The organism is Streptomyces sp. CNS606, assembly GCF_000426325.1.
In genome coordinates this window covers 22,376-48,596 of record NZ_AUFD01000025.1, presented here as the reverse complement: position 1 = coordinate 48,596, position 26,221 = coordinate 22,376, and the positions used below count along the sequence as shown (strand labels likewise).

Genomic DNA, 26,221 nt, shown 5'->3' with positions numbered 1-26,221 from the left:
GTGACGTCCCCGTCATGACGCCGCCAGCTGCGCCTCGATGGCGTCGGCGGCGAACTGCGGGCCCTTGCGGCCGGCGATGCTCGCGGCCATGTCCTTCACCCGCTGCCGGGTCGCGCCGTCCTCGTACAGACCGACGACGGCCTCGCGGAGCGCCTCGGCGGTCAGCTCGGACGGTGCGACGGTGCGGCCCAGCCCGAGTTCGACGAGCCGGCCGGCCACCACGTGCTGTTCGGCGGTGCGCGGCACCACCACCGGCGGGATGCCGTGGTACAGCGCCTCCATGGTGCTGCCCATCCCGGCGTGCGAGACGAAGGCCGAGGCGTGCTCCAGCACGGCCAGCTGCGGGACCCAGGCGTGGGTCTCGACGTTGGGCGGCAGCGGGCCCAGGTCGTCGGCGGTGACCAGGCCGCCCAACGACAGCACCACGTGCCAGGGCAGGTCGGCGAGCGCGGTGAGGGCGTGCCGGTAGAAGTCGGCCTGGTTCTCGTAGCCGAAGCTGCCGAGGGCGACGAGGACCACCGGCCTGCCGTCGCCCGGGGGCTGCCACTCGCCCTGGTGGGCCCGGTCGCCGATGCAGGGCCCGGCGAAGGCGTGCGTGGCGCCGAAGGTGTCCGAACCCGGCTGGAACTCCGGCGGGACGAACACCAGCGTCTGCTTCTCCTCGCCGCCCGCGGAGAACTCCTCGTTGGAGACGTCCTGCAGCCCGTGCGCATCCAGCGTCTCGCGCATCAGCTCCTGCGCCTGCACCAGCGACGGGTGGTCGGGGGAGGGCGGCGTGAAGTCCGGGGCCATGGCCATGTCGGCGTACGGGTTGGCGTGCTCGCCGACCACGAAGGTGGTCGCCGTCAGCATGGCGGGCACGTTCCACTTGCGGGCCAGCAGCCGCCCGCTGGCGAAGCCGAAGGAGTCGTAGACCATCAGGTCGGGCCGGTCGCCGTCGAGCCGCCGCTCCGCGTCCGCCAGCGGCGTGAAGGCCTCCCTGAGATGGGCGATCGACGCCTCGGCGATGTCGTCCCCGGTGATCTTCTCGGGGATGGCCACGGTGTTCCAGGACTTGGGGACGACGGAGTCGTAGGCGATCACCTCGGCGCCGGTCGCCGCGACGACGTCGGCGAAGTGTGAGGCCACGGTGTAGGTCACCCGGTGCCCGCGCCGGACCAGCTCGGCGGCCACCGGCAGGGTCGGATTGATGTGCCCGTGGGCCGCGTAGTTGAAGAAGGCGATGTGCCGGCCCTCGGTCATCGGGCTTCCCGTTCCCTCCGTGCCGTTTCCATGACGTATTCGCCGTATCCCGACTTGGTCAGGGCGGCGCCGCGCCGGTAGCAGGCGTCGGCGTCGATGAAGCCCCGCCGCAGCGCGATCTCCTCGATGCAGGCGATGCGCACCCCCTGCCGGCGCTCCAGCACCTGCACGTACTGGCCCGCGTCGAGCAGCGAGTCGTGGGTGCCGGTGTCCAGCCAGGCGAAGCCGCGGCCGAGGTCGATCACCTTCGCCCTGCCCTCCTGCTGGTAGGGGCGGATCATGTCGGTGATCTCCAGCTCGCCGCGCGCCGACGGCGTCAGGTTCTTCGCGATGTCCAGAGCCCTGTTGTCGAAGAAGTACAGGCCGGTGATGGCGCGGTTGGTCTTCGGCTGCTCCGGCTTCTCCTCGATGGCGACGAGCAGGCCGTTCTCGTCCACCTCGCCCACGCCGTACCGCTCGGGGTCGGAGACGGGGTAGCCGAACAGCACGCAGCCGTCCAGGTCGCGGCGGCTCTCCCGAAGGAAGTCGGACATGCCGGGCCCGTGGAAGATGTTGTCGCCGAGGATCAGCGCCATGGAGTCGTCGCCGACGTAGTCCGCGCCGATCAGGAACGCCTCCGGGAGGCCGTTGGGCTCGTCCTGGACGGCGTACTCCAGTCGCATGCCCAGCTCGGAGCCGTCGCCGAGGAGGCGCTGGAACAGCGGCTGGTCCTCGGCTGTGGAGATGATGAGGACGTCCCGGATGTCGGCGAGCATCAGCACGGACAGCGGGTAGTAGATCATCGGCTTGTCGTAAACGGGGAGCAGCTGTTTGGACACAGCCAGCGTCACGGGATGCAGACGCGTTCCGGCGCCTCCCGCGAGGATGATGCCCTTCATCGTTGCGTCACTTCCGTAGGGAGCGTGGGATCGGGCCGAGAGGCCGGGACGGAACGGTCACCGGCCGTTCCGGCAACGTCCGTCGGGCCGGGGGAGGGCAGGCGCGACTCGATGAAGTCCGCCCCCTGCCCCGCGCCGCCGGCCTGTTCGATGTGGTGGCGCATGGCGGTCACCGCGGCCCCGATGCGGTTGCTGCCGGCCACCTCGTCGACGGCGGCGAGCAGGTCGCCGGCGCCCCTGCTCTCCCGGAACAGCGCCCGTCCGAGGTCCAGGTCCTCCGCCTGACGGGCGATGACCCGCTGGTCCACGTGGTAGGGCACGAGCACCATCGGCACGTTCCAGGCCAGGGACAGCATCACGCTGCCCATCCCGCAGTGCGTCACGAACGCGGAGGCGTGCCGCAGCACGTCCGGGTAGTGCAGCCACTGGTGCACCTCGACGTTGTCGGCGGGAGGCCCCAGCTCGTCGGCGGAGATGCGGTGGCCCAGCGTCACCACCAGGTGCCACGGGGAATTCGCGAGTTCCCGGACGCAGGACCGCAGGAACTCCGCCTGGTCGGGGGTGTACGAGGTCCCCAGGGAGAGCAGCACGACCTTGCGGCCGTCGGCCGGTGGCGTCCAGCTCGGTTCCGGTGCGGAGGCCCCCGAGGCGGTGTCGGACGGGCGCGGTTCCGGCCCGACGAACGCGCAGCGGGCGTCGTCGAAGGTCTCGGACGCGACCTGGAAGGCCTTGGGCAGGAACACGAGGTTGTCGCCGTGCTCCGGGCCGCGCTCGTCCGGGAGGGCCGGGGCGTTCATGCCCGTGTCGGCCAGCAGCCGCTGCTGCCGCTCGAGGAACGCGGTGATCGCCGGGTCCTGGGGGTCGACCGGTTCGCCGGGATCCTCCTCGGTGGCCTCCTGCGCCTGGCGTTCGGTCATGGAGAAACCGGGACTGTCGGCGAAGGTGGGGCAGAGCTGAACCGTCGGCACCTTCCAGTTGCGGCCCAGCAACCGGGCCGACTCGGAGGCCGCCAGGTCGTGCGCGATCACGTCCGGTCGATCGTTTCCCAGGTGGGCGACGGCCGTCGACAACGGCGCCATGGCCTCTTCGAAGAAGGCCACGAGTTTCTCCACCGAGGAGCCCCGTGGGCCCTCCGCCCACGGAAAGGAGGACTCGTACGGGACCACGTCCACCCCTGCGCCGCGGACCTGGTCGGCGAACCGCTCCGTGACGAAGCACGTGACCCGGTGTCCGCGCCGCACCAGTTCGGCGAGGGTGGGCAGAGCCGGGGCGATGTGGGCATAGGCCGGGAACGTGAACACGGCCACGTGGCCGCGACGTGCGGGCTCGCTGCTGGCTGCGGGTATTCCGTCCACGCGGCGAGTATGGGACGGGGGACGAGCACGTTCCGGACAGCACGGTCAACACTAGGACTCTCGCTAGAGAGCACGGGCGAGGCTGATCGCACGGCTGCGGCCGGGAATCGTCGAGAGCCCCCCAGAAACCTTCGCAGAGGAGTGCCGGTCCCAGATGAGTGTGACGACGCAGGGCGCGGGCGGCCCGTCCGCCGCGGACGACATGCCGCAGTTCGCCGTGGTGCCGCAGCCCGTGGGCGTACAGCCCGACCCCGGGGTCGCCTACGAGCTCACCGCCGACGACGCCGTGCACGCCACGGCGGGCTCCCGGGCCGCGCAGGACGCCGCCGGCTTCCTGGCCGAGCTGCTCCGCGTGCCGACCGGGTTCCCCCTTCCGGTCCGGGAGCTGGCCCCGGGCGAGGAGGCGTCCGGCGGTGTCGCGCTGGTGCTCGACGAGGCGGACACGGCCACCGATCCGGGCAGCTACACGGCCGACGTCACCCCGGGCGGCGTGGTGATCCGCGCGGGGGAACGGGAGGGCCTGTTCAACGGCGTCGCCACGCTGCGGCAGTTGCTGCCCGAGCGCGTGGACAGCCCGGAACGGGTCGACGTGCCGTGGCGGATACCCGGCGGCCGCATCATCGACCGGCCGCGCTACGCCTACCGCGGCGCGATGCTCGACGTGGCGCGGAACTTCATGCCGGCGGGCAACGTCAAGCGGTACGTCGACACCCTCGCCCGGTACAAGATCAACCACCTGCATCTGCACCTCACCGACGATCAGGGCTGGCGGATCGAGATCACCTCCCGGCCGGAGCTGACGAAGGCGGGCGCGGCCAGCGGTGCCGGCGGCATCAGCAAGGGCCACTACACCCAGGACGAGTACCGGGACCTGGTCGCGTACGCGTGGGCGCGCGGCATCACGGTCGTTCCGGAGATCGAGGGCCCGAACCACACGCACGCGGCGCTGGCGTCCTACGGCGAACTGACCGCGAACGGCGTGGCGCCCCCGCCGCACGCCGGCTACGGCCCGAGCCAGCAGGGCGTCGACATCCACCGGGACGAGACGTACGCCCTCTATGACGACGCCCTCCGCGAGGTCGCCGCCATGACCCCGGGGCCCTACCTGCACATCGGCGGCGACGAGACCGCCGACCGCACGCCCGACGACCTGGCCCACTACTTCGGGCGGATCGCGGCACTCGTGCGGAAGCACGGCAAGCAACTGCTCGGCTGGCAGGAGTCCGTCGCCTACCTGGAGGCCGCGGACACCATCACCGAGTACTGGGTGCATGGCCGGAACGACGAAGAGGTGATCGCCGCGGCCGAGGGCGGCGCGAAGGTCATCGTCTCGCCCTGCGAGCACGCCTACCTCGACATGCGCTACACGCCCGGCAAGCCCGAGTACCCCGTGGGCACGGACTGGGCCGGCACCGTCGACCTGCACAAGGCGTACCACTGGCGGCCCGAAGACCTGCTGTCCGGCCTCCCGGCCAAGTCCGTCATGGGCGTGGAGGCCGCGCTGTGGACGGAGGTCGTCTTCGGTATCGACCAGGCCGAGATGCTCGCCTTCCCCCGGCTGCTCGCGGTGGCGGAGATCGGCTGGTCGCCCGCAGCCGCCAAGGACTGGGACGGCTTCGCCGAACGGGTCGCCGCACAAGGGCCTCGGCTCCGGCAGGCCGGCGTCAACTACTACCGGACCCCCGAGATCCGCTGGCCCTTCGGCAGCTGAGCCCGATCCGTCCGCGCCGCCGCGCGGCCCGCCCGACCGGGGGCCGCGCGGCGGCGCGCAGGACGCCGCGCGGCGCACGTACGACGAGGTGAGAACCTGGTCGCAAGGGGCGCGTGCACACCAACCCCTAGGGACCTCCCCACCCCCTCCGCGCCGATACTCGGCGCATGTCGGTAAGGGTGAGTACGGAAACGCTGCAGGGGCTGACCGACGGTTGGCTCGCCGAGGATCTCGACGCCTGGACGCGTCACGTGCTGAGACGCCACTTCGATCCCGACGGCGGCTCCCCTCACTGGCTCAAGAAGCGGGCCGAGTTCGACTTCGACCCGCTGGAGATCGAGCGGTACGACGAACTGTCGGCGTTCGACAACTTCGACCTCGCGGTACTCCGTGACTCCGACCCCGCCGACTTCGTGCCGCAGAGCGTGCCTCGCCCGCTCGCCGGCCGGGTGTGGGAGTCGGGCGGCACCACGGGCAAGCCCTGCCGGGCCTTCTACACCGAGGCGATGGCGCAGCACTGGGCCGCCTGGCGCCACCTGGGCCGCCGCATGGCGGGCTTCCGACCGGGCGGAGTGTGGATCGACGCCTGCCCGAGCGGCCCGCACCTGGTCGGTGAGGAAGCCGACCACCTCGCCGACATGTACGGCTCCATGGTCTACTCCATCGACCTCGACCCGCGCTGGATCAAGACCCTGATCCGCGGTGGCCGGCTCGCCGAGATGCAGGAGTACGTCGACCACGTCGTCGAGCAGATCGTGGACATCCTCGACACCCGTCCCGTCGACTACCTGCGCACCACACCGGCCACCGTGCAGGCACTGATCAACCAGCGGCCGGAGCTGATGGCCAAGCTCTCGGGCGTGTACCTGGGCGGCACCCAGTTCACTCCCGACGCGTACCGCAGGTTCGCCGAGGCCATGCCGAACGGCGTGATCGGCACCACCTACGGCAACACCTTCGGCAACGCCAACGGCATGCCGTCGCCCGACGGCGGCGCCACGCTGCCGTACGTGCCCAACTTCCCGCACACCACCATGACCATCGTCGACCGCACCGACGAGTCCCGCGTCGTGGACTACGGGGAGATCGGGCGCGTCCGCCTGATGGTGCTGCACGAGGACCTCTTCCTGCCCAACGTCCTGGAACGCGACCAGGCGATCCGCTTCGACACCGGGGACGCGTGGCCCTGCGACGGCGTGGCCAACGTGCAGCCGCTCGTGGTGTCCGCGGACAAGCCAGAGGGCCTGTACTGACGTCCGCCCGGTGGGGCGGCGGTCCCACCGGCCGCACCCACCGGCCGTCGGTGCTGCCGGCGGCCGTTCCCGTATCACCTCGACACTCCTTCGAGAGGCATGGCGGAATGTTGCGCACCGAGTTGATCAGGCCGCTGCACGAACTGCTCCGGGCACACGCCGATCACCTCGGGCCCAAGACCGCCTTCCGGGACGAGTACCGCGCCGTCTCCTACGCCGAGCTGGAACGGCGCACCGGCCGGCTCGCCGGACACCTCGCCGCGCTCGGCCTGGGCCGCGGCGAACGCGTCGCCGTCTGCCTCGGCAACCGGGTGGAGACCGTCGAGACCTATCTCGCCGCCGCGCGCGCGAGTGGCGTCGGTGTGCCGTTCAACCCGCACGCCACGGACGACGAGCTGGCCCACCTGCTCACCGACAGCGGCGCGGTCGTGCTGGTCACCGACCGGCCGCACCTGGAACAGGTGAGCCGGATGCTGCCCCACCACCCGGGGCTGCGGGTGGTCGTCACCGGCGAAGGCGAACTCCCCGACGGCATGGAGGAGTTCGACGCGCTGGTCGGCTCCGAACCGCTTCTTCCCGCGCGCGACGACGCGGACCTGGACGACCCGGCCTGGATGCTCTACACCTCCGGCACCACCGGCAAGCCGAAGGGCGTGCTGTCCACCCACCGCAAGTCGATGTGGGGCGTCGCCGCCTGCTACGCGCCCGTGCTCGGACTCGGCCGGGACGACCGGGTGCTGTGGCCGCTGCCGCTGACCCACATGGTCGCCCACAACCTCGGCGTGCTCGGTGTGGTCGCGGTCGGTGCCACCGCCCGCATCATGGAGGGCCTGGCCGTCGACGACGTGGTGGCCGCGCTGCGCGAGGAGCGCCTCACGTTTCTGTGCGGCGTGCCGACGCTCTACCAGCAGATGCTGGACGTCGCCCGCGAGGAGGGACTCGGCGCGCCCGGGCTGCGGCTGTGCATGGTGGCCGGCTCCGCATGTCCGACCGACCTGAACCGGGAGTTCGAGGAGGCCTTCGGCATGCGGCTGCTGGACAGCTACGGCAGCACCGAGACCGGGGGCCCGATCACCACCAACCTGCCCGACGGTCCACGGGTCCCGGGCTCCTGCGGGATGCCCGTGCCGGGACTGACGCTCCGTCTCACCGACCCGCGCACCGGCACCGAGGTGCCGCCCGGTGAAGAGGGCGAGATCTGGATCGACAGCCCGGCCACCATGCTGGGCTACCACGGCCGGCCCGAGGCCACCGCGGAGGTCATGGACGACCGCTGGTACCGCACCGGCGACCTCGCCCGCACCGACGAGAACGGCTACGTCTCCATCACCGGACGGATCAAGGAACTCATCATCCGTGGCGGGGAGAACATCCATCCCCGGGAGGTCGAGGACGTCGTCGCCCGGGTTCCCGGCGTCGCCGAGGCGGCCGTCGTCGGTGCACCCGACGATCTGCTCGGCGAGGTCCCGGTCGCCTTCGTCGTGACCGGACCCGGCGGTGTCGACACCGAGGAACTGCTCGCCACCTGCCGGGACCGGTTGTCGTACTTCAAGGTCCCGGCGGAGGTGTACGAGGTCGACGAGGTCCCGCGCACCGCCATCGGCAAGATCCAGCGGCAGGCCCTCCTGAACCTGCCCGCCCGGCGGCTGCACGGCCGTGCCGAGACCGACGCGGTCGACGGCGCCCGGGCTGACGCGCAGGCGCGCCGCCTCGCCGACGCCGCCCCGGAGGACCGCGACCGTGTCCTGCTGGACCTGGTCAGGGCGGTGGCGGCGGAGGTGCTCGGTGTCGAGGACGTCCGTACGGAGAGCGCTTTCAAGGACCTGGGTTTCGACTCGCTGAGCGCCGTGCGCCTGCGGGACCGGCTCTCCTCCGCAGCCGGGGTCCGGCTCCCCGCGACGCTGGCGTTCGACCACCCTACGCCCGCCGCGGTGGCGGTGTTCCTGCGAGCCGAGCTGTACGCGGGCGAGGAGGGCGACGCACCCGACACCGCACCCGCCGCCCCGCGGTCCGCGGCCGCCGACGACCCCGTGGCGATCGTCGCCGTCGGGTGCCGCTACCCCGGGGGCGTCGCCGACGCGGAGGGTCTGTGGCGCCTGGTCGCCCAGGAGGCCGACGTCATGGGCGCCTTCCCCGAGGACCGGGGCTGGGACCTGGAGGACCTCTACGACGCCGACCCCGACAGCGCGGGTCACTCCTACGCGCCGGCGGGCGGCTTCCTGTACGACGCCGCCGAGTTCGACGCCGCCCACTTCGGCATCAGTCCCCGTGAGGCGCTCGCCATGGACCCGCAGCAGCGGCTGCTGCTGGAGTGCGCGTGGGAGGCGTTCGAACGCGCCGGCATCGACCCCACGTCGCGGAAGGGCAGCCGCACCGGAGTGTTCGCCGGCGTGATGTTCGGCGAGTACGGCTCCCGTATGCACCAGCGGCTGCCGGACGGCGTCGAGGGCTACCTCGGCAACGGCAGCGCCGGCAGCGTCGCGTCCGGCCGTGTCGCCTACACCTTCGGTCTCGAGGGCCCGGCCATCACCGTCGACACGGCGTGCTCCTCCTCCCTGGTGGCGCTGCACCTCGCCGCCCGCTCCCTCCGCTCCGGCGAATCCGACATGGCGCTGGCGGGCGGCGTGACCGTGATGGCGACGCCCTCGCCCTTCGTGGAGTTCAGCCGGCAGCGGGCGCTGTCCGTGGCCGGCCGCTGCAAGGCGTTCTCCTCCACGGCGGACGGCACCGCGTTCGGCGAGGGCGCCGGCCTCCTGCTGCTCGAACGACTGTCCGACGCCCGCCGGCACGGTCACCCGGTGCTGGCGGTGATCCGCGGGTCGGCCGTCAACCAGGACGGCGCCTCCAACGGCTTGACCGCTCCCAACGGCCCCTCGCAGCAGCGGGTCATCCGCCAGGCTCTGGCCGACGCGGGCCTCGCCGCAGCCGACGTGGACGCCGTCGAGGCGCACGGCACGGGCACCACCCTCGGCGACCCCATCGAAGCACAGGCCGTTCTCGCCACCTACGGCAAGGGACGGGACCCGGACAAGCCGCTGTGGATGGGCTCGCTGAAGTCCAACATCGGCCACACCCAGGCCGCCGCAGGCGTCGGCGGCGTGATCAAGATGATCATGGCGATGCGGCACGGCCTGCTGCCCCGCACCCTGCACATCGACGAACCCACCCCGCACGTCGACTGGTCCGCCGGCGCCGTACGGGTACTCGCCGACGCCCTGCCCTGGCCCGAGGAGGGCCGTCCGCGGCGGGCGGGCGTCTCCTCGTTCGGCGTCAGCGGCACCAACGCGCACCTGGTACTGGAGCAGGCACCCGCCGTCGAGGCCGCGACCGCACCCCGAAGCCCCCGTCACCCCGTCCCCTGGCCGGTCTCCGCCCGGACCGAAGCAGGGCTGCGGGACCAGCTCGAACGGCTGCGTACCGCCACCGGCGACCTCGACCCCTACGACGTCGGCTACACCCTCGCGACCGGCCGGGCCGGTCTGGAGTACCGCGCGGCGATCGTCGACGGCGACCTGGACCGGCCGCGAACCGGTCGCGCCCTGGAGGGCGGCCTCGCCGTGCTGTTCACCGGGCAGGGCGCCCAGCGGGCCGGCATGGGCCGGGAACTGTACGAGAGACATCCGGTGTTCGCCGAGGCCTTCGACGAGGTCTGCGCCGCGCTCGACACGCAACTGGACCGCCCGATCCGCCAGGTGATCCTCGAACATCCCGACCTGCTCGACCGTACCGGCTACACGCAGCCCGCGCTGTTCGCCGTGGAGACGGCGCTGTTCCGGCTGTTCTCCTCCTGGGGCATCCGCCCGGACGCCGTGTGCGGCCACTCGGTCGGCGAGCTGACCGCGGCCCACGTCGCCGGAGTGTTCTCCCTGGACGACGCCGCCGCTCTGGTCGCCGAACGCGGCCGGCTCATGCAGGAGCTGCCCGAGGGCGGTGCCATGGTCTCCCTGCGTGCCGCCGAGGACGAGGTGTGGCCGCTGCTGGGCGACGGCGTCGACATCGCGGCCGTGAACGGCCCCGAGGCCGTGGTGGTCTCCGGGGACGAGTCCGAGGTGCTGCGGGTCGCCGGACACATCGCCGTCACCGGGCGCCCCGTCAGACGCCTGAAGGTGTCGCACGCCTTCCACTCGGTGCTGATGGAACCCATGCTGGCCGACTTCAGCAAGGTCGCGGACGGCCTCCACTACCACCGGCCCCGCATTCCCGTCGTCTCCAACCTCACCGGCCGGCTCGCCGACCCCGGCGAGATCTGCACCGTCGACTACTGGGTCCGGCACGTCCGGGAAGGAGTCCGGTTCGCCGACGGCATCCGCGCCCTGTACGACAGCGGGGTGCGCACCTTCCTGGAACTCGGCCCGGACGGCGTGCTCACCGCCATGGCCGAAGAGGTCCTCGCCGGCCACGCGGACCCCGAGACCACCGCCTGCATCGCCGCCCAGCGCCGCAGCCTCCCCGAGACCGAAGCCACGGCGGACGCCCTCGCGCGGCTGCACGTCGCGGGAGCCGGCCCGGACTGGACCGCGTACTTCGCCGGAACCGGCGCACGGCAGGTCGAGCTGCCGACGTATCCCTTCCAGCGGCAGACCTACTGGCTGCAGCCCGCCTCCTCGGCCCAGGACCCGGCCTCGGTGGGGCAGCGTGCCGCCGCCCACGGTCTTCTCGGCGCGACGGTACGTCTCGCGGACAGCGACGAGGTGCTTCTCACCGGACGCCTCTCGGCACGCGAACAGCCGTGGCTCGCCGATCACGTCATCGGCGGGACGGCCCTCTTTCCCGGCACCGGCTTCGTCGAACTGGCCGTACGCGCCGGCGACGAGGTCGGCTGCACCGTGCTGGACGAACTGGTCATCGAGGCTCCGCTTCCGCTGCCGGCGCCGGGCCACGGCGACGTCCGCCTCCAGGTCCGGGTCGGCGAGCCCGACGACGCGGGGCGCCGCCCGGTCGACGTCCACGCCGCCCTGGACGACGGAACCCCCGAGGCCGAGACCGTCTGGACCCGGCACGCCGGCGGCCACCTCGCCGCGTCTCCCTCCACCGCGACCCCCATGCCGAGACCCGAGCTGAGCGTCTGGCCGCCGGCCGACGCCCACGCCGTGCCGCTGGACGGCGTCTACGACCGGCTGACCGAAGGCGGTCACGGATACGGCCCCGCGTTCCAGGGCCTCCGCGCGTTGTGGCGGCGCGGGGGCGAACTCCTCGCCGAGGTCGAACTCCCCGTCGAGGCCGAGGGCTTCGGCATCCACCCGGCGTTGCTGGACGCCGCGCTGCACGCCGACGTCGTGCACGGTGCGGACACCCGCGACACGGACGAGATGCGCCTGCCGTTCTCCTGGCACGAAGTCCGTCTCTTCGCCTCCGGCGCCACACGGCTGCGCGTCCTGCTCCGCCCCGGCCCGGACGGCGAATTCGCGGTGCACGCCGCCGACGACACCGGCGCCCCCGTGGTGGAGATCGCCGCGCTGCGCACCCGGCCGGTCTCGCGGGCCGGCTCGTCCGCCCCCGAAGCCCTCGTACGGGAGGCGCTGTTCGGCATCGCATGGACGCCCGTGCCCGCGCCGAGCACCGTGCCCGGACGACGCTGGGCCGTGCTCGACGGCACCGGACCCGCTCCCGGAGCAGCAGGAGCCCTGGCGCCGTCGTACCGCGACGCCGGAGCGCTGGGCGCCGCGGTGAGCGCCGGCACGCCCCCGCCCGACCTCGTCCTGCTGCCCTGCGCCAAGCCGGAGGACGCCCCCGAACTGCCGCCTGCCGAAGCGGTGCGGCACACCGTCGCGCTCGTGCTGCGACGGCTTCAGGAGTGGCTGGCCGACGACCGGTTGGCGTCCAGCCGGCTGGTGATCGCCACCCGCGGCGCGGCCGCCGCCTCCGGCTCCCCGGAGTCCGGCGTGCCGGGCTCCGTCACCGACCTGGTGCACGCGGCCGTGTGGGGTCTGGCCCGCTCCGCCCAGACCGAACACCCGGGCCGCATCGTGCTGGCCGACCTCGACCCGGCGTCTCCGGACCGCACCGGCGCCGCCGACTGGCGGGCGCTGGCGGCCGCGGTGGAGTCCGGCGAAGAGCAGTTCGCCCTGCGCGGCGACGCGGTGCTGGTGCCCCGGCTGGCGCGCACGCCCGCGACCGCCGCGGAGGCCGAGCCGCGTCCCCTCGACCCCGAGGGCGTGGTGCTGGTGACCGGTGGCACCGGAGCGCTGGGCCGTGCGTTCGCACGGCATCTGGTGGTCGAGCGCGGTGCCCGGCACCTGCTCCTGGCCAGCCGGAGAGGGGGCCAGGCGCCCGGTGCCGACCCGCTCGTCGCCGAACTGTGGGGGCTCGGTGCCCAGGCACGCGTGGTCGGCTGCGACGTCGGCGACCCGGACGCCCTGGCCGCACTGCTGGCCGGACTCGACCGGCCGCTGACCGCGGTGGTGCACACCGCGGGCGTCCTGGACGACGGCGTGGTCGAGGCCCTCGACCCGCGGCGGCTGGACCGGGTGCTGCGCCCGAAGGCCGAGGCCGCGCTGCACCTGCACCGGTTGACCCGGGACCAGAACCTGGCCGAGTTCACCGTCTTCTCGTCCGTGGCGGGCGTGCTCGGCGGTCCGGGGCAGGCCAACTACGCCGCGGCCAACGCGTTTCTCGACGCACTGATGCACCACCGACGCGCCCAGGGACTCCCCGGAACCTCCGTCGCCTGGGGTCTGTGGGAGCCGCAGGACGACGGCTCCGGCGCAACCGGCATGGCCGGGGCCCTCACCGCAGCCGACCGTCAGCGGATGTCCCGCGACGGCATGCGTCCGCTCCCCGTGCGCGACGGCCTGGCGCTGTACGACGCGGCACGGACCCGCGGCGGAGCGCTGTGCGTCGCGGCACGGCTCGACCTCGCGGCACTGCGTACCGGCAAGGCGTCCGTGCCCGCCCTGCTGCGCGGCCTGGTCCGCCCGGCCCGCCGTACCGCTGCGGCGGCCTCCGCCGCCCCGGAGAGCGTGGGGCGGCGCCTGACGGCCCTGCCCCCCGGCGAGCGGGACGCGGCGCTGCTGGAGCTGGTCCGGGCCGAGGTCGCCGCGGTGCTCGGCTTCGCCGGTCCGGAGGAGATCACGGCGGACCGGAGTCTCGGCGAGTCGGGCTTCGACTCCCTCACCGCCGTAGAGCTGCGCAACCGGCTGGGTGCCGCTACCGGACTGCGCCTGTCGACCACGATCGTCTTCGACCACCCCACCTCCGCCGCACTCGCCGCCCACCTGTCCGAACGGCTGGCCGACGGCCGGGAGCGGGCCGCACCCGCCGAGGCGGTGTCCGAGGCGCCGGAGGCGTCCGACGCCCCCGTTCCGGCCGACTCGCTCCACACCCTGCTGGGCGACGGCGCCGAGAAGACCCTGAGCACCCTCTTCCACCGGGCCTGCCTCGACGGCCGCTCACAGGCGGGGTTCACGCTGCTGCACAGCGCGGCGGGTCTGCGTCCGGCCTTCGCCGCCCCGGAGGACTTCGGCAGGGAATTCCCCGCCACCCGTCTCGCTCCCGGCGGCGACTCCCCGAAGCCCACTCTGGTGTGCCTGAGCTCCTACGTGGCGCTCGGCGGCGTGCACGAGTACGCCCGGCTCGCCGCGCAGTTCCGCGGTGAGCGGGCCGTGCGGGCTCTGGCGAATCCCGGCTTCGACTCCGCCGACCCGCTGCCGGAGACCGTAGAAGCGGTCCTCGGCCTGCACGCCGAGGCCGCGCGACGGGCCGCCGGGGACGACCGGTTCGTCCTCGTCGGCTCATCCTCCGGCGGGGTCCTCGCTCACGACCTCGCCGTCCGGCTGGCCGAGGCGGGGAGGGCCCCGGAGGCCGTCGTCCTGCTGGACACCTACCCGCCGACGCCCGTCGACTCTCCGCTGAACCCCTTCCTGGACGCCCTGATCGACGGCATGTACCAGCGCCAGGACGGCGTCGCGCGCATGGATTTCGCCCGGCTGACCGCCATGAGCCGCTACTTCGACCTGTTCGCGGACTGGAAGCGCGAAGACCTGTCCGTGCCGCAGCTGCTCGTCCGCGCCTCGGAGCCGCTGCTGCCGGACGCCGGGGACGACACCTGGCGCACCACCTGGACGGGTGCCGACACGGTGCTCGACGTGCCCGGAAACCACTTCACCCTGATGGAAGCGCACGCCGACGCCACGGCCGACGCGATCCGGAGGTGGCTGGACGAGCTCGCGGACTGACCCCGGCCGGACCGACCGTGCCGCGGACCGGCCGGGTCCCGAGCGGACGGCGAGGGCGCGGAGACGAAAGCGAGGGGCGCCCGGCGACCGCTCCGGTCGCCGGACGCCCCTCGTCCTTGCGGGCGTTCAGCCCCGGCGGAGGCGGACGCCGTGCTCGAAGACGGCGGCGACCGCCTGCGACACCGCCTTCGGGCGGTCCACGAACACCGCCGGGAAGGGGTACTGCAGCGCGTTCATCACGGGGGAGGGCCCGATGACCAGCCCCAGCTGCGCCTTGTGCTGCTTCATCTCGTCCGTCAGGTGGACGACGCTGACCGGTGCGGAGACGTTGTTCACGAACATCTCCCGCACCTCCTCCGCCCGGGTCACCGTCTTCTGCTCCAGGCACGAGCAGAGCGTCAGGGTGGGGTCCCGGAAGGGCACCTGCTCGATGCGCGCCCGTCCGGCCTCGCGCGCCCCCGCACGGAGCGGACTGTGCACGGCGTGGTCCGCGCCCTCGGTCACGTTGATCACGCCCTCCGGCTCCCCCGCGGCCAGTTCCTCCAACGCGTCGCGGTAGCCGCTGAGCAGCACGATGCGGATGGTGCCGCCCGAATAGGTGCCGAAGTCGGCACCCATCCACACGCCTTCCCGCCGCGCGCCGTAGTAGTGATCCGGATCGTGGTCGGGGGCCAGGTAGGCGGCGGCGATCCCCTCCCGGCGTCCGCCGCCGGCCCGGTGCTCGCCCTGGGTCAGCAGCTCCATCAGGTCGCGCCGCGAGATCGCGCCGGCCACGCAGCTGCCCACCAGCCCGCCCAGGCTGAGGCCGCCGGTCATCTCCGGGTGGAGGCCCTTGTTCTTCAGCACGTCCTGGATGCCGAGCTGCGCCGCGGCCAGGCCGACGGAGACGGCGCGGATACGTTCCCCCTCGTCGGCGTACTCGCCGTTCTGCTTCAGCAGGGGCTCCACGTCGAGGCCGGTCCACTCCGCCGCCTGCCGGAAGGACTCGCGGACCTCCTCGTGTGCGTCGTAGAACTCGATGACCCCGTCCGGTTCGTACTGGAACAGGTTGGTACCGAAGATGGACGCGAGAGCCACGGGTCACCTCGAAGAAGGGGGCAGAGCAAGGGCACGAGCAGGGGCTCGCGGAGAAGGGGGCACGCCGGGCCTGATGCTAGGCGGCTGATTCGAGTGACTCTTCTAGAGCGGTGAGAGCGCTTCCGGGGTAGGCGGTGCGGGCCGGGGGAGCCGTCGGCCACCTGCCCGGCCGCTGGCTACAGTGCTGACCATGGGGCACGGTTACCTGGTTTCTGCGGTCGTCGACGGGTGCTTCGCGCTGTTCGCCCTGGCTCCGGTCCGCAGACCCTGGCCGCTGAGCGGGGCCGCCTACTACTTCGGCCTCGTCTTCAACGAACTGCCTTTCGTCGCCTGCTGGCTGATCGCGGCGTCGGCGCTGCCGAGAGCGGTGGGCGGCGACCTGAACACACCTGCCGAGTGGGTCGCCTTCGGAGTCGCGATGCTGGCCGCGCTGGGCTTCGTGGTGGTCGCGATGCGGGCGCTGCCCGCCCGGGGCATCGTCCTGGAGGCGCTGGCCGAGGGGCTGGGGGCGCAGTGGCGCCGGTCCCTGCCGCCCGAAGCCGCCGCGGCGCTGCGGCGCCGGACGCCGTGGGCGCGGATCGCGCTGTGGCCCTTCGCCTTCCTGGAGCGTGGGCGCAGCGTGGAACGGGTAGCGGGCCTGCGGTACGGGCCGGCCGGCCGATGGAACACGCTCGACCTCTACCGGAGGCGGGGCGGGACGCGGGACGCGCCCGTCTTCGTTCACCTGCACGGCGGGCGTTTCGTCGGCGGGAGGAAGAACTGGGAGGGACTTCCGCTGCTGCACCGGCTCGCCCGGCAGGGCTGGGTGTGCGTCAGTGCCGACTACCGGCTGAGCCCCTATGCCACGTGGCCGGACCACCTGGTCGACGTCAAGCGGGTCCTCGCCTGGGTGCGGCAGCACGGGGCGGAGTTCGGCGCGGACCCGTCGACGGTGTTCGCCGGGGGAAGTTCGGCGGGCGGCCACCTGGCGGCGTTCGCCGGTCTCACGCCGAACGATCCGGCGTACCAGCCCGGATTCGAGACGGCCGACACCTCCGTCACCGCGGTCGTCTCGCTCTACGGCTGGTACGGGAACGTGAACACGGGGGAGCGGGTGCCGTCGTCGCCGCACGGGGCGCTGCGTGAGGACGCGCCGCCGTTCCTCGTCGTGCACGGGGACAAGGACCCGCTGGTGCACGTGGACGGGGCGCGGCGGTTCGTGCGCCGGCTGCGGGAGGTCTCCCGCGGACCGGTGGTGTACGCGGAGCTGCCCGGGGCGCACCACGCGTTCGACCTGTTCCACTCGATCCGCAACGAGGCCGTGGTGGACGGCGTCGAGGCGTTCGCGGCCTGGGTGCGGGCGACGTCCACCGCCCCTACCGACCGGCCCCGCACCGAGTGACGCCGAACGCCCGCGCGCGAGGCTCCCCGGCCGGCGTCCTTCCCGGCCGCCGTTACCGGGGCGCCGTGTGGTCCCGCACCCTCCGGACGACCTCGTCGCCCGCCCAGACCGAGTGGTCGAGCTTGCCCGAGAAGACCGTGACGTAGCCGGGACCGGGGGACTCGACCATCGACGGCCGGGCGTCGGTGTCGTCACGACGCGCCAGCACCACCCGGGGACCGTGCAGCACGTCGTGCAGCCGCGCCGTGCGCAGCGACGGGACGAACCGTGTCGCCTCCTCCCGTACCCGGTCGAAGCGGGCCTCCAGGCCGGCGTGGTCCAGCGTGCCGAAGTCGGGGTCGCGCCACTCGGACGGGGCGACCCCGGCGGTGACGCGCTCCAGCACGCTGTGCTCGACGTGGTAGAGCAGGAACTTCCCGGAACGGCCGAACGGCAGCAGGGTGGTGAACTTCCCGTCCATCACGGTGACGCCCACGGGCGGGTGGTCCCAGTCGACGACGAACACCGCGGTGTACTCGTACTGCCGGTCCGGCGCCGGCAGGCCGAGCTGCCGGGTGAGCCGGTTGGTGTCCGAGAAGGTGCAGTTCACCACCGCGTCGAAGACTGCGGTGACGCCCTCGCCGGTGCGCACGGCGAACCGCTCCCCACGGGCTTCGACGGCCTGCACGTCCGTACCGAAACGCACGGTCGCACCGGACGCGTCCAGCCGCCGGCGAAGCATGTCGCGGAGGTGCGCGCAGTCGATGACGGCCTCCTCCGTCAGCATCCCCAGCGAGACGCCGGTCACCGGCGGGCTGTAGCGCGCCGGTTCGACCAGTTCGTAGGACAGGCCCACCCCGTCACAGAAGTCCAGGTACTCCTGCGGCGTCACCGCGGAGTCCTCCTCGGCGACGAAGTAGCCGTTGGGGAAGTCCGTCACGACGCATTCGGAGAACTCCTTGCGGAACCTCTCGTAGCCGCGGATGCACTGCTCCGCCGTGGTCCGGTCGCGCGGGTAGTGGAAGCCCAGGTGGAGGCGGTTCTGGTTGTTGAACGACGCCTGGGCGAGCGGCTGCCGGTTCCGCTCGAAGACCGTGACCCGGTAGCCCTCCTCGGCCAGCCGGAGCGCGGCGACGGCGCCGAACACGCCGCAGCCGACGACGGCGACCTCACCCGCATCAGACATGAGCGCCTCCGTTCACCCCGATGATCTGTCCGTTCAGGCCGGCCCAGGCCGGGTCGCAGAGGCCCGCGATCACTCCGGCGACCTCCTCCGCGGTCACCAGCCGGCCGGTCGGGGTGCGCTCGCGGTGCACCGAGCGGCGCTCCGGCGCCATGTCCTGGTACATCGTGCTGTCCTCGATCAGCGCCGGGGAGACGGCGTTCACCCGGATCTTCGGCGCCAGCCAGGTGGCCAGCGACTTGACCAGGCCGATCACGGCCGCCTTCGACGCCGCATAGATCGGGTCGAAGCTGCCGCGCTCGCCCGACACGGAGGCCGTCATGACGACCTGGCCGCCCTCGCCCATGAGCGGCAGCAGACGGCGGAGCAGCGCGGCCTGAGCGCCGACGTTCACCGTCAGCACGTCGGCGATCTGCTCGTCCGAGTAGGCGTCCAGCGAGTCGCCGGGGAGGATCCCGGCGAGGAACACCACGACGTCCAGCCGCTCGACGCGAGCGGCGCAGGCGGAGGCCGCGGCGTCCAGCGACGCCGGGTCGCGCAGGTCCAGGGCGAGGGTCCGGTCCGGGGCCAGCCCCGGCACCTCGCCGCCGCGCCCGGTGCCGTGGACGTGGTCGCCCCGCCGGGTGAAGGCGTCGACCACCGCGGCGCCGATCGAGGAACTCGCCCCGACGACGAGAGTGGTCCGGGGGAGGTCGCGGGGGAGGGAGGTCATGCTTCCTCGGCGAACGACGCGATGGTCCTCTTCAGCCCGTCGGCGAGCGGAACACGGGGCTCCCAGCCCAGCACCCGGCGTGCCTTGGAGATGTCCGGCCGGCGGCGCTGCGGGTCGTCCGGGTGGGCCTCGACGAAGGAGACGGACGAGGTGCTGCCGGTCAGCTCGAGCACGTGTTCGGCCAGTTCCCGCACGGTGATCTCCTGCGGGTTGCCGATGTTGACGGGGCCGGTCTCGCCGCTGCGGGCGAGGGCGAGGATGCCCTGCACGGTGTCCTCGACGTAGCACAGCGACCGGGTCTGAGACCCGTCGCCCATCACGGGGAGCGGCTCGCCGGCGAGCGCCTGCTTGATGAAGGTGGGAACCACGCGGCCGTCGTCGCCGCGCATGTCCGGCCCGTAGGAGTTGAACAGCCGCGCGATCGCGGCGTCCACCTGGTACTCCTGCCGGAACGCCATGGTCAGCGCCTCGGAGAAGCGCTTCGACTCGTCGTAGCAGGCACGCGGCCCGACCGGGTTGACGTTCCCCCAGTACTCCTCGCGCTGCGGGTGCTCCAGCGGGTTGCCGTAGACCTCGGAGGTCGAGGTGATCACGAACCGGGCCTGCTTCTCCCGCGCCAGCTCCAGCGTGTGGAAGGTCCCGTGCCCGCCGGCGCGGAGGGTGGCCACCGGCATGCCGAAGTAGTCGACGGGCGAGGCGGGGCAGGCGAGGTGCATCACGAAGTCGACGTCGCCCTCGACCCGGAACGGCTCGACGATGTCCGCCTCGACGAACGTGAAGCGGGGGTTCTCCCACAGGTCCGCGATGTTCTCCCGGCGCCCGGTGCTCAGGTTGTCCACGCAGGTGACGGCGGCCCCGGATTCGATGAGGGTGCGGCACAGATGGGAGCCGACGAATCCCGCACCGCCCGTGACGACGGTGTGCTGCGCCGTCCGCCCCGTCTCCTTCTCGGGTGGAATGGCATGACTCATCGTCGACTCCCTGCGGGCTCACTGTGCGAATTCCGGAGCATGCACCCACGGGGGAACGGGGGCATCCCAGAGGAGACTGGAGCCAGGATCATAGAAGCGGTTCGGCTAGTGAATGTCATAGAGGCGACGGGGGCGGCGGGCAGCGGAAACACGGCCCGTGCCCGGCCGTTCTCCGCCCCGTTCGCCCCGCATCGAGGGGCGGACGGGGCGGTGGGCGGGTTGCTCAGCCGAGCATGCCCTCGATGAGGTCGGCCGCCTGCGCCGCCCCGCCTGCCGACCGGACCTCCTCGCGGAGTCGCGCCAGCCGGGCCGGGACCTCGGGGTCGGCGACAAGCGCGGTCACCGCTTCCCGCAGCGCGTCGGCGGTGGCCTCCGCCGCGTCGACGTGGCGGGCCACGCCCAGCTCGACGAGCTGCTCGGTGTTGCTGAAGTGGTCGGCTCCCTGCGGCACGGCGACCATGGGCACGGCGTGGTACAGGGCCTCCGCACAGCCGCCCGTCCCGGCGTGGGTGACGAACGCGTCGGCCTTCTCCAGAACCGCCAGTTGCGGCACCCAGGGGTGCACCTCGACGTTCGCGGGGAGCGGGCCGAGGTCCGCCTGGTCGACCTTCAGCCCGATCACGAGCACCACGTGCCAGCCCGGCAGGTCGCCGAAGGCGGCGAGGCACTGCCGGTAGAACTCCGGCTGGTCGGTGAAAGAGGAGCCGAACGAGACCAGCAGCACCTTCTCGACGCCGTCCGGGCGAGCCCAGTCGCCCTGTGCCTCGCGCCCTCCGAGGCAGGGACCGACGAAGGCCGCTCGGGCGGGGTCGAAGTCGTCGGCGCCCGGCTGCAGCACCTTCGCGCAGAGGCTCACCAGGCGCGGCGCCGTGCCGGTGAACTCGCCCACGTCCGTGGTGGTGGCGCCGTTCTCCGCGAGCCACTTGGCGAACCGCGCCTCGTACTCGGCCTCCCGGGCCGAGGGGGTGTGCTGCTCCTCCCCGTCCGCGTCGTGATTCCGGCTCACGATGGTGGGCGAGAGGTGCGCGCAGGGCTTGCCCTGCGACTCGGCCAGCAGACGTCCGACGTAGGAGCCGGTGTCGTAGAGGTAGACGTCGGCGGGATCGTCGTCGTAGAACGCCTTGAGCTGCGGCAGGGCCCGCATGTTGCCGTCGAGGAACACGTTGATCGCGGAGAGCGCGTCCTCGGCCCACTCGCCCCCCGCGGCCGGCAGTTCCCGCACGACCGGCACGAACTCGCCGCCGGTGACCGTCGCCAGGTGGGCGACGGCGGGCTCGTTGGCCACGGTCACCCGGTGCCCGCGGGACACCAGCTCGTGGATGACCTCCAGCATGGGCATGATGTGGCCGGGGTCCGGGTTGCCGATCACTGCGATGTGGGCGCTTCGACGTGTCAAGGGGAGATCACCCGTTCAACGTGGGTCTGTGTGGGTGGAGGCGACGGCGACACCGGCGTCGTACCGGTGGGGCCCGTGGCCGGGACCGAGCCGTTCCGTGCGCCGTCGTCTCCGGTCGCGTCTGCGGCCAGCATGTCGGCCGGCGGGTACCGCACCGGGTGGCGCGGCCGGTGTCTGAGTGAACACTTAGTGGGCTGCACGTCAGGAGGGGTGTGTGGCCGCGACGGCGGAGATCAGTGCGGTGGTGACGGTGTCGACGGACGCGTCGGACAGATACGGCGCGACGGGCAGGCTCAACACCTCGGAGGCGAGCTGCTCGGAACGGGGCAGCGCCTCGCCCGCACCGTAGCCGTCGTCCGCGTAGGCCGGGGTGCGGTGCACCGCCACGGGGTAGTGGACCCGCGTCTCCACGCCCGCGGCCGACAGACGTGCCTGCACCGCTTCCCGGTCCTGGACGCGGAGCACGTACTGGTGCCACACGTGCTCCGCCCACGGCGCCACCTCGGGGGTGACGATCCCGGGGATGTCCGCCAGCGCCTCCGTGTAGCGACGGGCGATCCGGTCGCGCCGCGTGTTCCAGCCGTCCAGGCGGCGCAGTTTGACCCGCAGTGCCGCGGCCTGCACCTCGTCGAGTCGTGAGTTGGTGCCCTGCACCTGGTGGTCGTAGCCCCGCTGGGCGCCGTAGTTCCGCTGCAGCCGCAGACGGTGGGCCAGGTCCGGGTCGTCCGTGACGACGGCACCTCCGTCGCCCAGGCCGCCGAGGTTCTTCCCCGGGTAGAAGCTGAACGCGACGGTGTTGCCGCTGCCGACGCGGCGCCCGCGGTGGCGTGCTCCGTGCGCCTGCGCCGCGTCTTCCACGACGGCGAGTCCGTGCCGGTCGGCGAACCGCCCGACGGCCTCCAGATCGACCGGGTGACCGTACAGATGCACCGGTATCACCGCGCGGGTCCGGTGGGTGACCGCCGCGTCGAGCTGGTCGAGGTCCAGCAGGAAGCCGTTCTCCGCGGGTTCCACCGGCACCGGGCGGGCCCCCGTGGCCGACACGGCCAGCCAGGTGGCGATGAACGTGTGCGAGGGGACGAGTACTTCGTCGCCGGGGCCGATGGCGTGCGCACGCAGGGCCAGTTCCAGGGCGGTGAAGCCGTTGCCGGTGCCGACGCAGTGGGTGTTCTCGCAGTAGGCGGCGAACTCCTCCTCGAACGCCTGGAGCTCGGGGCCGAGCGTGTACCAGCCGGAGCGGATGGCGCGGAGCACGGCCGCGTCGATCTCCTCCTGAACGCCCTCGTGCTCGTGCAGCCTGCGGACCTCGAAGAAGGGAACGCAGGTCATGTCTGCCTCAGGGCGTCCCGGAGGAACTCGTCGTACTCGCGGTAGTAGTCCGACTCGTCGTAGTGCTCCGAGGCCAGCACGAGGCACACGCTGTCGTCGGAGACGTCGGTGATGTCGCGCCACACCAGCGGGCCCACGTACAGGCCGGTTCCGGGGTCGTCCAGGTGGTACTCGGCCTGCTCGTGCCCGTCGTCGACCCGGACGGTGAAGCTGCCGTGCGCGGCGATGAAGAGCTGCTCCAGCGCGCGGTGTGCGTGGGCTCCCCGGGACCTGCGGCCGCGCGGATTGTGCAGGTAGTAGACGCGGCGGATGGGGAACCCGGCGGTCCACTCCGACTCGACGATCGACAGGCTGCCGCGTGCGTCGTCGTGGCGTTCCAGGTCGATGAGCCGGCAGGGCTTGACCTTGCCGACTGTGCTGCTGGTGGTGCTCTCCACCATGGGGGGTGCCTTCCTTGCTGCTGCTCGTCTCGGTGGCGGCGCCGGCGTGTTCGCGGGACGGTAGGGGTCCTCGGTCACACCACGGCGGCGTCGGGGGTGCTCGCCGCCCGTCTTCGTGTGACGTCGGCGCCGCTGCGGACCGCGGCGCGGATGACGTCGCAGATGATCTCGACGTCGTCACCGGATACGGCGGGGCCCGTGGGGAGGGCGAGCAGGCGCCGGCACAGGTTCTCGGCGCCGGGCAGCCGGGGAGGGGGAGAAGCGGCGTAGGGCTGCATCAGGTGCAGGGGCTCGGAGAAGTACGGGCGGGCCAGGACGTTCTCCGCCATGAGGATCTCCAGCAGCAGGTCACGGTCCAGCCCGGCGTACTCCGGATCGACGGTGACCATCAGGTAGTGGTGGGTGTTCCGGTTCCCGGGGCGGTACACGAGGGGGGTCACGCCGGGTATGCCGGCGAGAGCCCGCAGGTACGTCTGGTGGTTGGCCAGGTTGTGGACGACGGTCTCTTCGAGCGACTCCAACGAGGTCAGGCCCATGGCCGCCGCGGCTTCGCTCATCTTCGCGTTGGTGCCGACCAGTTCCACCCGGCCGGTCTGGTCGAAGCCGAAGTTCCGTGCCAGGCGGAGGCGTTCGGCCAGCGCGTCGTCGTCGGTCGTGACGGCGCCGCCCTCGAAGGAGTGGACCACCTTGGTGGCGTGGAAGCTGAAGACCTCCGCGTCGCCGAAGCCCCCGACGGGGACGCCCTCGTGGGCGCAGCCCAACGCCGGGGCGGCGTCGAAGAACAGCCGCACGCCCGCTGTCGCGGCGAGGGCCTCCAGCCGGGGCACGTCGCACGCCTGGCCCCACAGGTGCACACCCATGATCGCGCGCGTCCGCGGGGACAGCAGGGCCGGGATGCCGTCGGGGTCGATGAGGCCGGTCACGGGGTCGACGTCGCAGAACACCGGGCGGAGGCCGCGCCACGCCACCGCGTGCGCGGTGGCCCCGAAGCTCAGGGCCGGGACGATCACCTCGTCGCCGGGCTCCGCACCCGTCGCCCTGTCGCCGACCAGCATCTGCAGCCCCACCGTGGCGTTGCACACCGCGATGCAGTGCCGGGTGCCGGCGAGTGCCGCGACCCGCTGCTCGAACTCGATGCTCAGCGGGCCCATGTTGGACAGCCACTCGGTGTCGAGCGCGGCGTTGATGCGTGCCAGGAAGCGTTCCCTGGACGTGGGGTTGGGCCGCCCCACCCGGTGGTTCGACGTGAACGCGGCGGGCCCGCCGAACAGAGCCAGGTCGCCGATGCCGCACTTGCCCCGGGCTACCGCCCCGATGGTCTCCATGTCAGACCTGCCGCCGGTACGCTCTGAGCGCCAGCGGGGCGAAGACGAGCGTGAGCGCCACGGTCCAGGCCAGCGTCCACCACATCGAGTCTCCCAGCGGGGTGCCGGTCATCAGGCCGCGGATCGCGGTCGCGGCGTGTGTGATCGGATTGACCTCGGCCCAGACCTGGAGCCAGCCGGGCATCGTCCCCGTCTGCACGAAGATGTTGCTGCCGAAGGTCAGCGGGAACAGCATCACGCCGCTGAACAGGTAGACCGTGGAGGCGGTCTTGGACAGCAGACCGACCAGCATGGACATCCAGGCCAGGCTGCTGGAGAAGACCAGCGCGAGGAGCAGTGCGACGAGTGCCCGGACCGGGTCGGTCTTGACCTCGAAGCCCTGCATCGCACCGACGGCCAGCATCGCCAGCACGCCGCTGGCGACCCGGACGAGCGTGCCGAGCAGGTGGCCGATCAGTGGGGCGATGCGGGCGATCGGAAGGCTGCGCAGGCGGTCGAAGACGCCGTTCGCGATGTCCTGGTGGAGGTTGGACCCGGTGGCCAGGACCGCGAAGACGGAGGACTGGATGAGCAGGCCGGGGAGAGCGTACTGCAGGTAGTCCTCGGAGCTGCCGGCGATGGCGCCGCCGAACACGTAGACCAGCAGGCCGATGATCATCAGTGGCTGCACCAGCGCGAACCCGAGGATCTCGCCCGGGCTCGACTTCAGGTGCAGCAGGTTGCGGCCGCACAGCGTGAGGCAGTGCCGGATCGTCGACATGAGCCCGATCCGGTGGTTCTTGGTGGCTTCGACGACCGCGCTCATGCTTCCCCTCGTTCCGTGGGCTCTTCGTTGGCGATCCTGGCAGCCTCGGCCTCCGCCTCACGGGCGGCCTTGCCGCGTGTTCCGGTCAGCGACAGGAACACCTCGTCCAGGCTGGGCTGCCGCAGCGCCAGTTCGCTGACCTCGATGCCGGCCTCGTCCATGCGGCGCATCACCATGCCGGGGAGCGCCGAGTCGTTGACCCGTACCAGGAGCCCGCGCCCTTCCGTGACGGGCTCCACCCCGCTGAGAGCCTCGACGATCTTCGAGGTCTCCCCGAGCCGGGTCTCGTCCGCCGGCACGATCTCCAGAGCCTGCCGGTCGATCTTCGCCTTGAGCTGTTCGGGTGTGCCGCGGGCGATGGTGACGCCCTCGTCGATCACCACGATGTCCTGGGCAAGCCGGTCGACCTCCTCCATGTACTGCGTGGTCAGCAGCACGGTGGAGCCGCGGGCGACCAGGTCGCGCACGATGTCCCACATCTCCAGGCGGCTCTCGGGGTCCAGCCCCGTCGTCGGCTCGTCGAGGTACAGCACCGAGGGGTCGCCCACGAGACTCACGGCGAGATCGAGCCGCCGGCGCATGCCGCCCGAGTACGTGGACGCCTTGCGGCCACCGGCGTCCGACAGCCGGAAGCGCTCCAGGAGTTCGTCCGCCCGTTTCCTGGCCGCGCTGCGCGAGTGGCCGAGCAGCCGGGCGATCAGGGTGAGGTTCTGGACTCCGGTGAGCCCCTTGTCGACCGACGCGTACTGACCCGTGAGGCCGATGACGCGGCGCACCTCGTGGGGCTTCTCGGCCACGTCGTATCCGCAGACGCGGGCGCTGCCGCCGTCCGGCCGCATCAGCGAGGCGAGGATGCGCACCGCGGTGGTCTTGCCGGCGCCGTTGGGGCCGAGCACACCGAGCACGGTGCCCTCGCGGGCCTGCAGGTCGAGCCCGTTCAGCGCGGTGACCTTGCCGAACCGCTTGATCAGGCCCTGCGTCTCGATCGCGTAGGTCATGGCCGCTCCCCG

The 26,221-nt window shown here is 72.4% G+C and carries 17 protein-coding genes; 4 read left to right on the top strand and 13 right to left on the bottom strand.

What is annotated here, in order from left to right:
• Positions 1–12: 12 nt before the first annotated feature.
• From K304_RS0117705 to K304_RS29625, 3 genes are read right to left on the bottom strand one after another with little or no spacing between them, the layout of a single operon-like run.
• A complete protein-coding gene (locus K304_RS0117705) occupies positions 13–1,242 on the bottom strand; it encodes a macrolide family glycosyltransferase (RefSeq protein WP_027764854.1) in 1,230 nt (409 codons plus the stop codon).
• Entirely contained in the window at positions 1,239–2,120 is an 882-nt protein-coding gene (rfbA, locus tag K304_RS0117700; RefSeq protein WP_027764853.1) for a glucose-1-phosphate thymidylyltransferase RfbA, read from the bottom strand. The genes K304_RS0117705 and rfbA overlap by 4 nt, the downstream gene beginning before the upstream one ends.
• Positions 2,117–3,475 carry a macrolide family glycosyltransferase gene (locus tag K304_RS29625; protein ID WP_078529296.1) on the bottom strand — a complete coding sequence of 453 codons (1,359 nt, stop codon included), beginning with the start codon at positions 3,473–3,475 and terminating at the stop codon, positions 2,117–2,119. The genes rfbA and K304_RS29625 overlap by 4 nt, the downstream gene beginning before the upstream one ends.
• 154 nt (positions 3,476–3,629) lie before the next feature.
• Between K304_RS29625 and K304_RS29620 the strand changes: the two genes are divergently transcribed.
• The 3 genes from K304_RS29620 to K304_RS0117680 all read left to right on the top strand — a co-directional run bounded on the left by K304_RS29620 (position 3,630) and on the right by K304_RS0117680 (position 14,613).
• Positions 3,630–5,186, top strand: coding sequence for a beta-N-acetylhexosaminidase (locus K304_RS29620; RefSeq protein ID WP_037790895.1), 1,557 nt, complete (start codon positions 3,630–3,632; stop codon positions 5,184–5,186).
• Positions 5,187–5,353: 167 nt separating this feature from the next.
• Positions 5,354–6,439, top strand: a complete 1,086-nt coding sequence (locus K304_RS0117685; RefSeq protein ID WP_051308569.1) for an arylcarboxylate reductase — start codon at positions 5,354–5,356, stop codon at positions 6,437–6,439.
• Positions 6,440–6,546: 107 nt separating this feature from the next.
• Positions 6,547–14,613, top strand: coding sequence for a type I polyketide synthase (locus K304_RS0117680; RefSeq protein WP_027764851.1), 8,067 nt, complete (start codon positions 6,547–6,549; stop codon positions 14,611–14,613).
• Between the two features lie 126 nt (positions 14,614–14,739).
• Here K304_RS0117680 and K304_RS0117675 read toward each other — a convergent pair whose 3' ends face one another.
• The gene (locus tag K304_RS0117675) at positions 14,740–15,690 is read right to left on the bottom strand and encodes a hypothetical protein (RefSeq protein WP_027764850.1); all 951 of its coding nucleotides are present in this window, start codon (positions 15,688–15,690) and stop codon (positions 14,740–14,742) included.
• A gap of 190 nt (positions 15,691–15,880) precedes the next feature.
• Here K304_RS0117675 and K304_RS0117670 point away from each other — a divergent pair, with 190 nt between their 5' ends.
• Complete coding sequence (locus tag K304_RS0117670) at positions 15,881–17,071, top strand: alpha/beta hydrolase (RefSeq protein ID WP_027764849.1); 1,191 nt, start codon at positions 15,881–15,883, stop codon at positions 17,069–17,071.
• A 52-nt stretch (positions 17,072–17,123) separates the two neighbouring features.
• Here K304_RS0117670 and K304_RS0117665 read toward each other — a convergent pair whose 3' ends face one another.
• The 9 genes from K304_RS0117665 to K304_RS0117625 all read right to left on the bottom strand — a co-directional run bounded on the left by K304_RS0117665 (position 17,124) and on the right by K304_RS0117625 (position 26,209).
• Entirely contained in the window at positions 17,124–18,236 is a 1,113-nt protein-coding gene (locus K304_RS0117665) for an FAD-dependent oxidoreductase (RefSeq protein ID WP_027764848.1), read from the bottom strand.
• Complete coding sequence (locus tag K304_RS0117660; RefSeq protein WP_027764847.1) at positions 18,229–18,945, bottom strand: SDR family oxidoreductase; 717 nt, start codon at positions 18,943–18,945, stop codon at positions 18,229–18,231. The genes K304_RS0117665 and K304_RS0117660 overlap by 8 nt, the downstream gene beginning before the upstream one ends.
• Positions 18,942–19,916: a UDP-glucuronic acid decarboxylase family protein gene (locus K304_RS0117655; RefSeq protein ID WP_037790893.1), complete on the bottom strand. Its 975-nt coding sequence runs from the start codon at positions 19,914–19,916 to the stop codon at positions 18,942–18,944. Before K304_RS0117655 ends, K304_RS0117660 begins: the two co-directional genes overlap by 4 nt.
• 223 nt (positions 19,917–20,139) lie before the next feature.
• Positions 20,140–21,312, bottom strand: a complete 1,173-nt coding sequence (locus tag K304_RS0117650) for a macrolide family glycosyltransferase (protein ID WP_027764845.1) — start codon at positions 21,310–21,312, stop codon at positions 20,140–20,142.
• A gap of 201 nt (positions 21,313–21,513) precedes the next feature.
• The gene (locus tag K304_RS0117645) at positions 21,514–22,641 is read right to left on the bottom strand and encodes a DegT/DnrJ/EryC1/StrS aminotransferase family protein (protein WP_027764844.1); all 1,128 of its coding nucleotides are present in this window, start codon (positions 22,639–22,641) and stop codon (positions 21,514–21,516) included.
• On the bottom strand, positions 22,638–23,081 hold the full coding sequence (locus K304_RS0117640; protein ID WP_027764843.1) for a sugar 3,4-ketoisomerase: 444 nt from the start codon (positions 23,079–23,081) through the stop codon (positions 22,638–22,640). Before K304_RS0117640 ends, K304_RS0117645 begins: the two co-directional genes overlap by 4 nt.
• A gap of 74 nt (positions 23,082–23,155) precedes the next feature.
• Entirely contained in the window at positions 23,156–24,406 is a 1,251-nt protein-coding gene (locus K304_RS0117635) for a DegT/DnrJ/EryC1/StrS family aminotransferase (RefSeq protein WP_051308568.1), read from the bottom strand.
• A gap of 1 nt (position 24,407) precedes the next feature.
• Positions 24,408–25,211, bottom strand: coding sequence for an ABC transporter permease (locus K304_RS0117630; protein WP_027764841.1), 804 nt, complete (start codon positions 25,209–25,211; stop codon positions 24,408–24,410).
• Positions 25,208–26,209 (bottom strand): daunorubicin resistance protein DrrA family ABC transporter ATP-binding protein, encoded by a 1,002-nt coding sequence (locus tag K304_RS0117625; RefSeq protein ID WP_027764840.1) that lies wholly within the window; start codon positions 26,207–26,209, stop codon positions 25,208–25,210. The genes K304_RS0117630 and K304_RS0117625 overlap by 4 nt, the downstream gene beginning before the upstream one ends.
• Positions 26,210–26,221 lie beyond the last annotated feature (12 nt).

What these genes read in the sequence shown, in the direction of transcription:
- K304_RS0117645 (WP_027764844.1), bottom strand. Translation starts at nt 22,641, where the DNA reads ATGACCTGCGTTCCCTTCTTCGAGGTCCGCAGGCTGCACGAGCACGAG.
- K304_RS0117640 (WP_027764843.1), bottom strand. Translation starts at nt 23,081, where the DNA reads ATGGTGGAGAGCACCACCAGCAGCACAGTCGGCAAGGTCAAGCCCTGC.
- K304_RS0117625 (WP_027764840.1), bottom strand. Translation starts at nt 26,209, where the DNA reads ATGACCTACGCGATCGAGACGCAGGGCCTGATCAAGCGGTTCGGCAAG.
- K304_RS0117655 (WP_037790893.1), bottom strand. Translation starts at nt 19,916, where the DNA reads ATGAGTCATGCCATTCCACCCGAGAAGGAGACGGGGCGGACGGCGCAG.
- rfbA (WP_027764853.1), bottom strand. Translation starts at nt 2,120, where the DNA reads ATGAAGGGCATCATCCTCGCGGGAGGCGCCGGAACGCGTCTGCATCCC.
- K304_RS29620 (WP_037790895.1), top strand. Translation starts at nt 3,630, where the DNA reads ATGAGTGTGACGACGCAGGGCGCGGGCGGCCCGTCCGCCGCGGACGAC.
- K304_RS0117670 (WP_027764849.1), top strand. Translation starts at nt 15,881, where the DNA reads ATGGGGCACGGTTACCTGGTTTCTGCGGTCGTCGACGGGTGCTTCGCG.
- K304_RS0117680 (WP_027764851.1), top strand. Translation starts at nt 6,547, where the DNA reads ATGTTGCGCACCGAGTTGATCAGGCCGCTGCACGAACTGCTCCGGGCA.
- K304_RS0117665 (WP_027764848.1), bottom strand. Translation starts at nt 18,236, where the DNA reads ATGTCTGATGCGGGTGAGGTCGCCGTCGTCGGCTGCGGCGTGTTCGGC.
- K304_RS0117705 (WP_027764854.1), bottom strand. Translation starts at nt 1,242, where the DNA reads ATGACCGAGGGCCGGCACATCGCCTTCTTCAACTACGCGGCCCACGGG.
- K304_RS0117630 (WP_027764841.1), bottom strand. Translation starts at nt 25,211, where the DNA reads ATGAGCGCGGTCGTCGAAGCCACCAAGAACCACCGGATCGGGCTCATG.
- K304_RS0117660 (WP_027764847.1), bottom strand. Translation starts at nt 18,945, where the DNA reads ATGACCTCCCTCCCCCGCGACCTCCCCCGGACCACTCTCGTCGTCGGG.
- K304_RS0117635 (WP_051308568.1), bottom strand. Translation starts at nt 24,406, where the DNA reads ATGGAGACCATCGGGGCGGTAGCCCGGGGCAAGTGCGGCATCGGCGAC.
- K304_RS0117685 (WP_051308569.1), top strand. Translation starts at nt 5,354, where the DNA reads ATGTCGGTAAGGGTGAGTACGGAAACGCTGCAGGGGCTGACCGACGGT.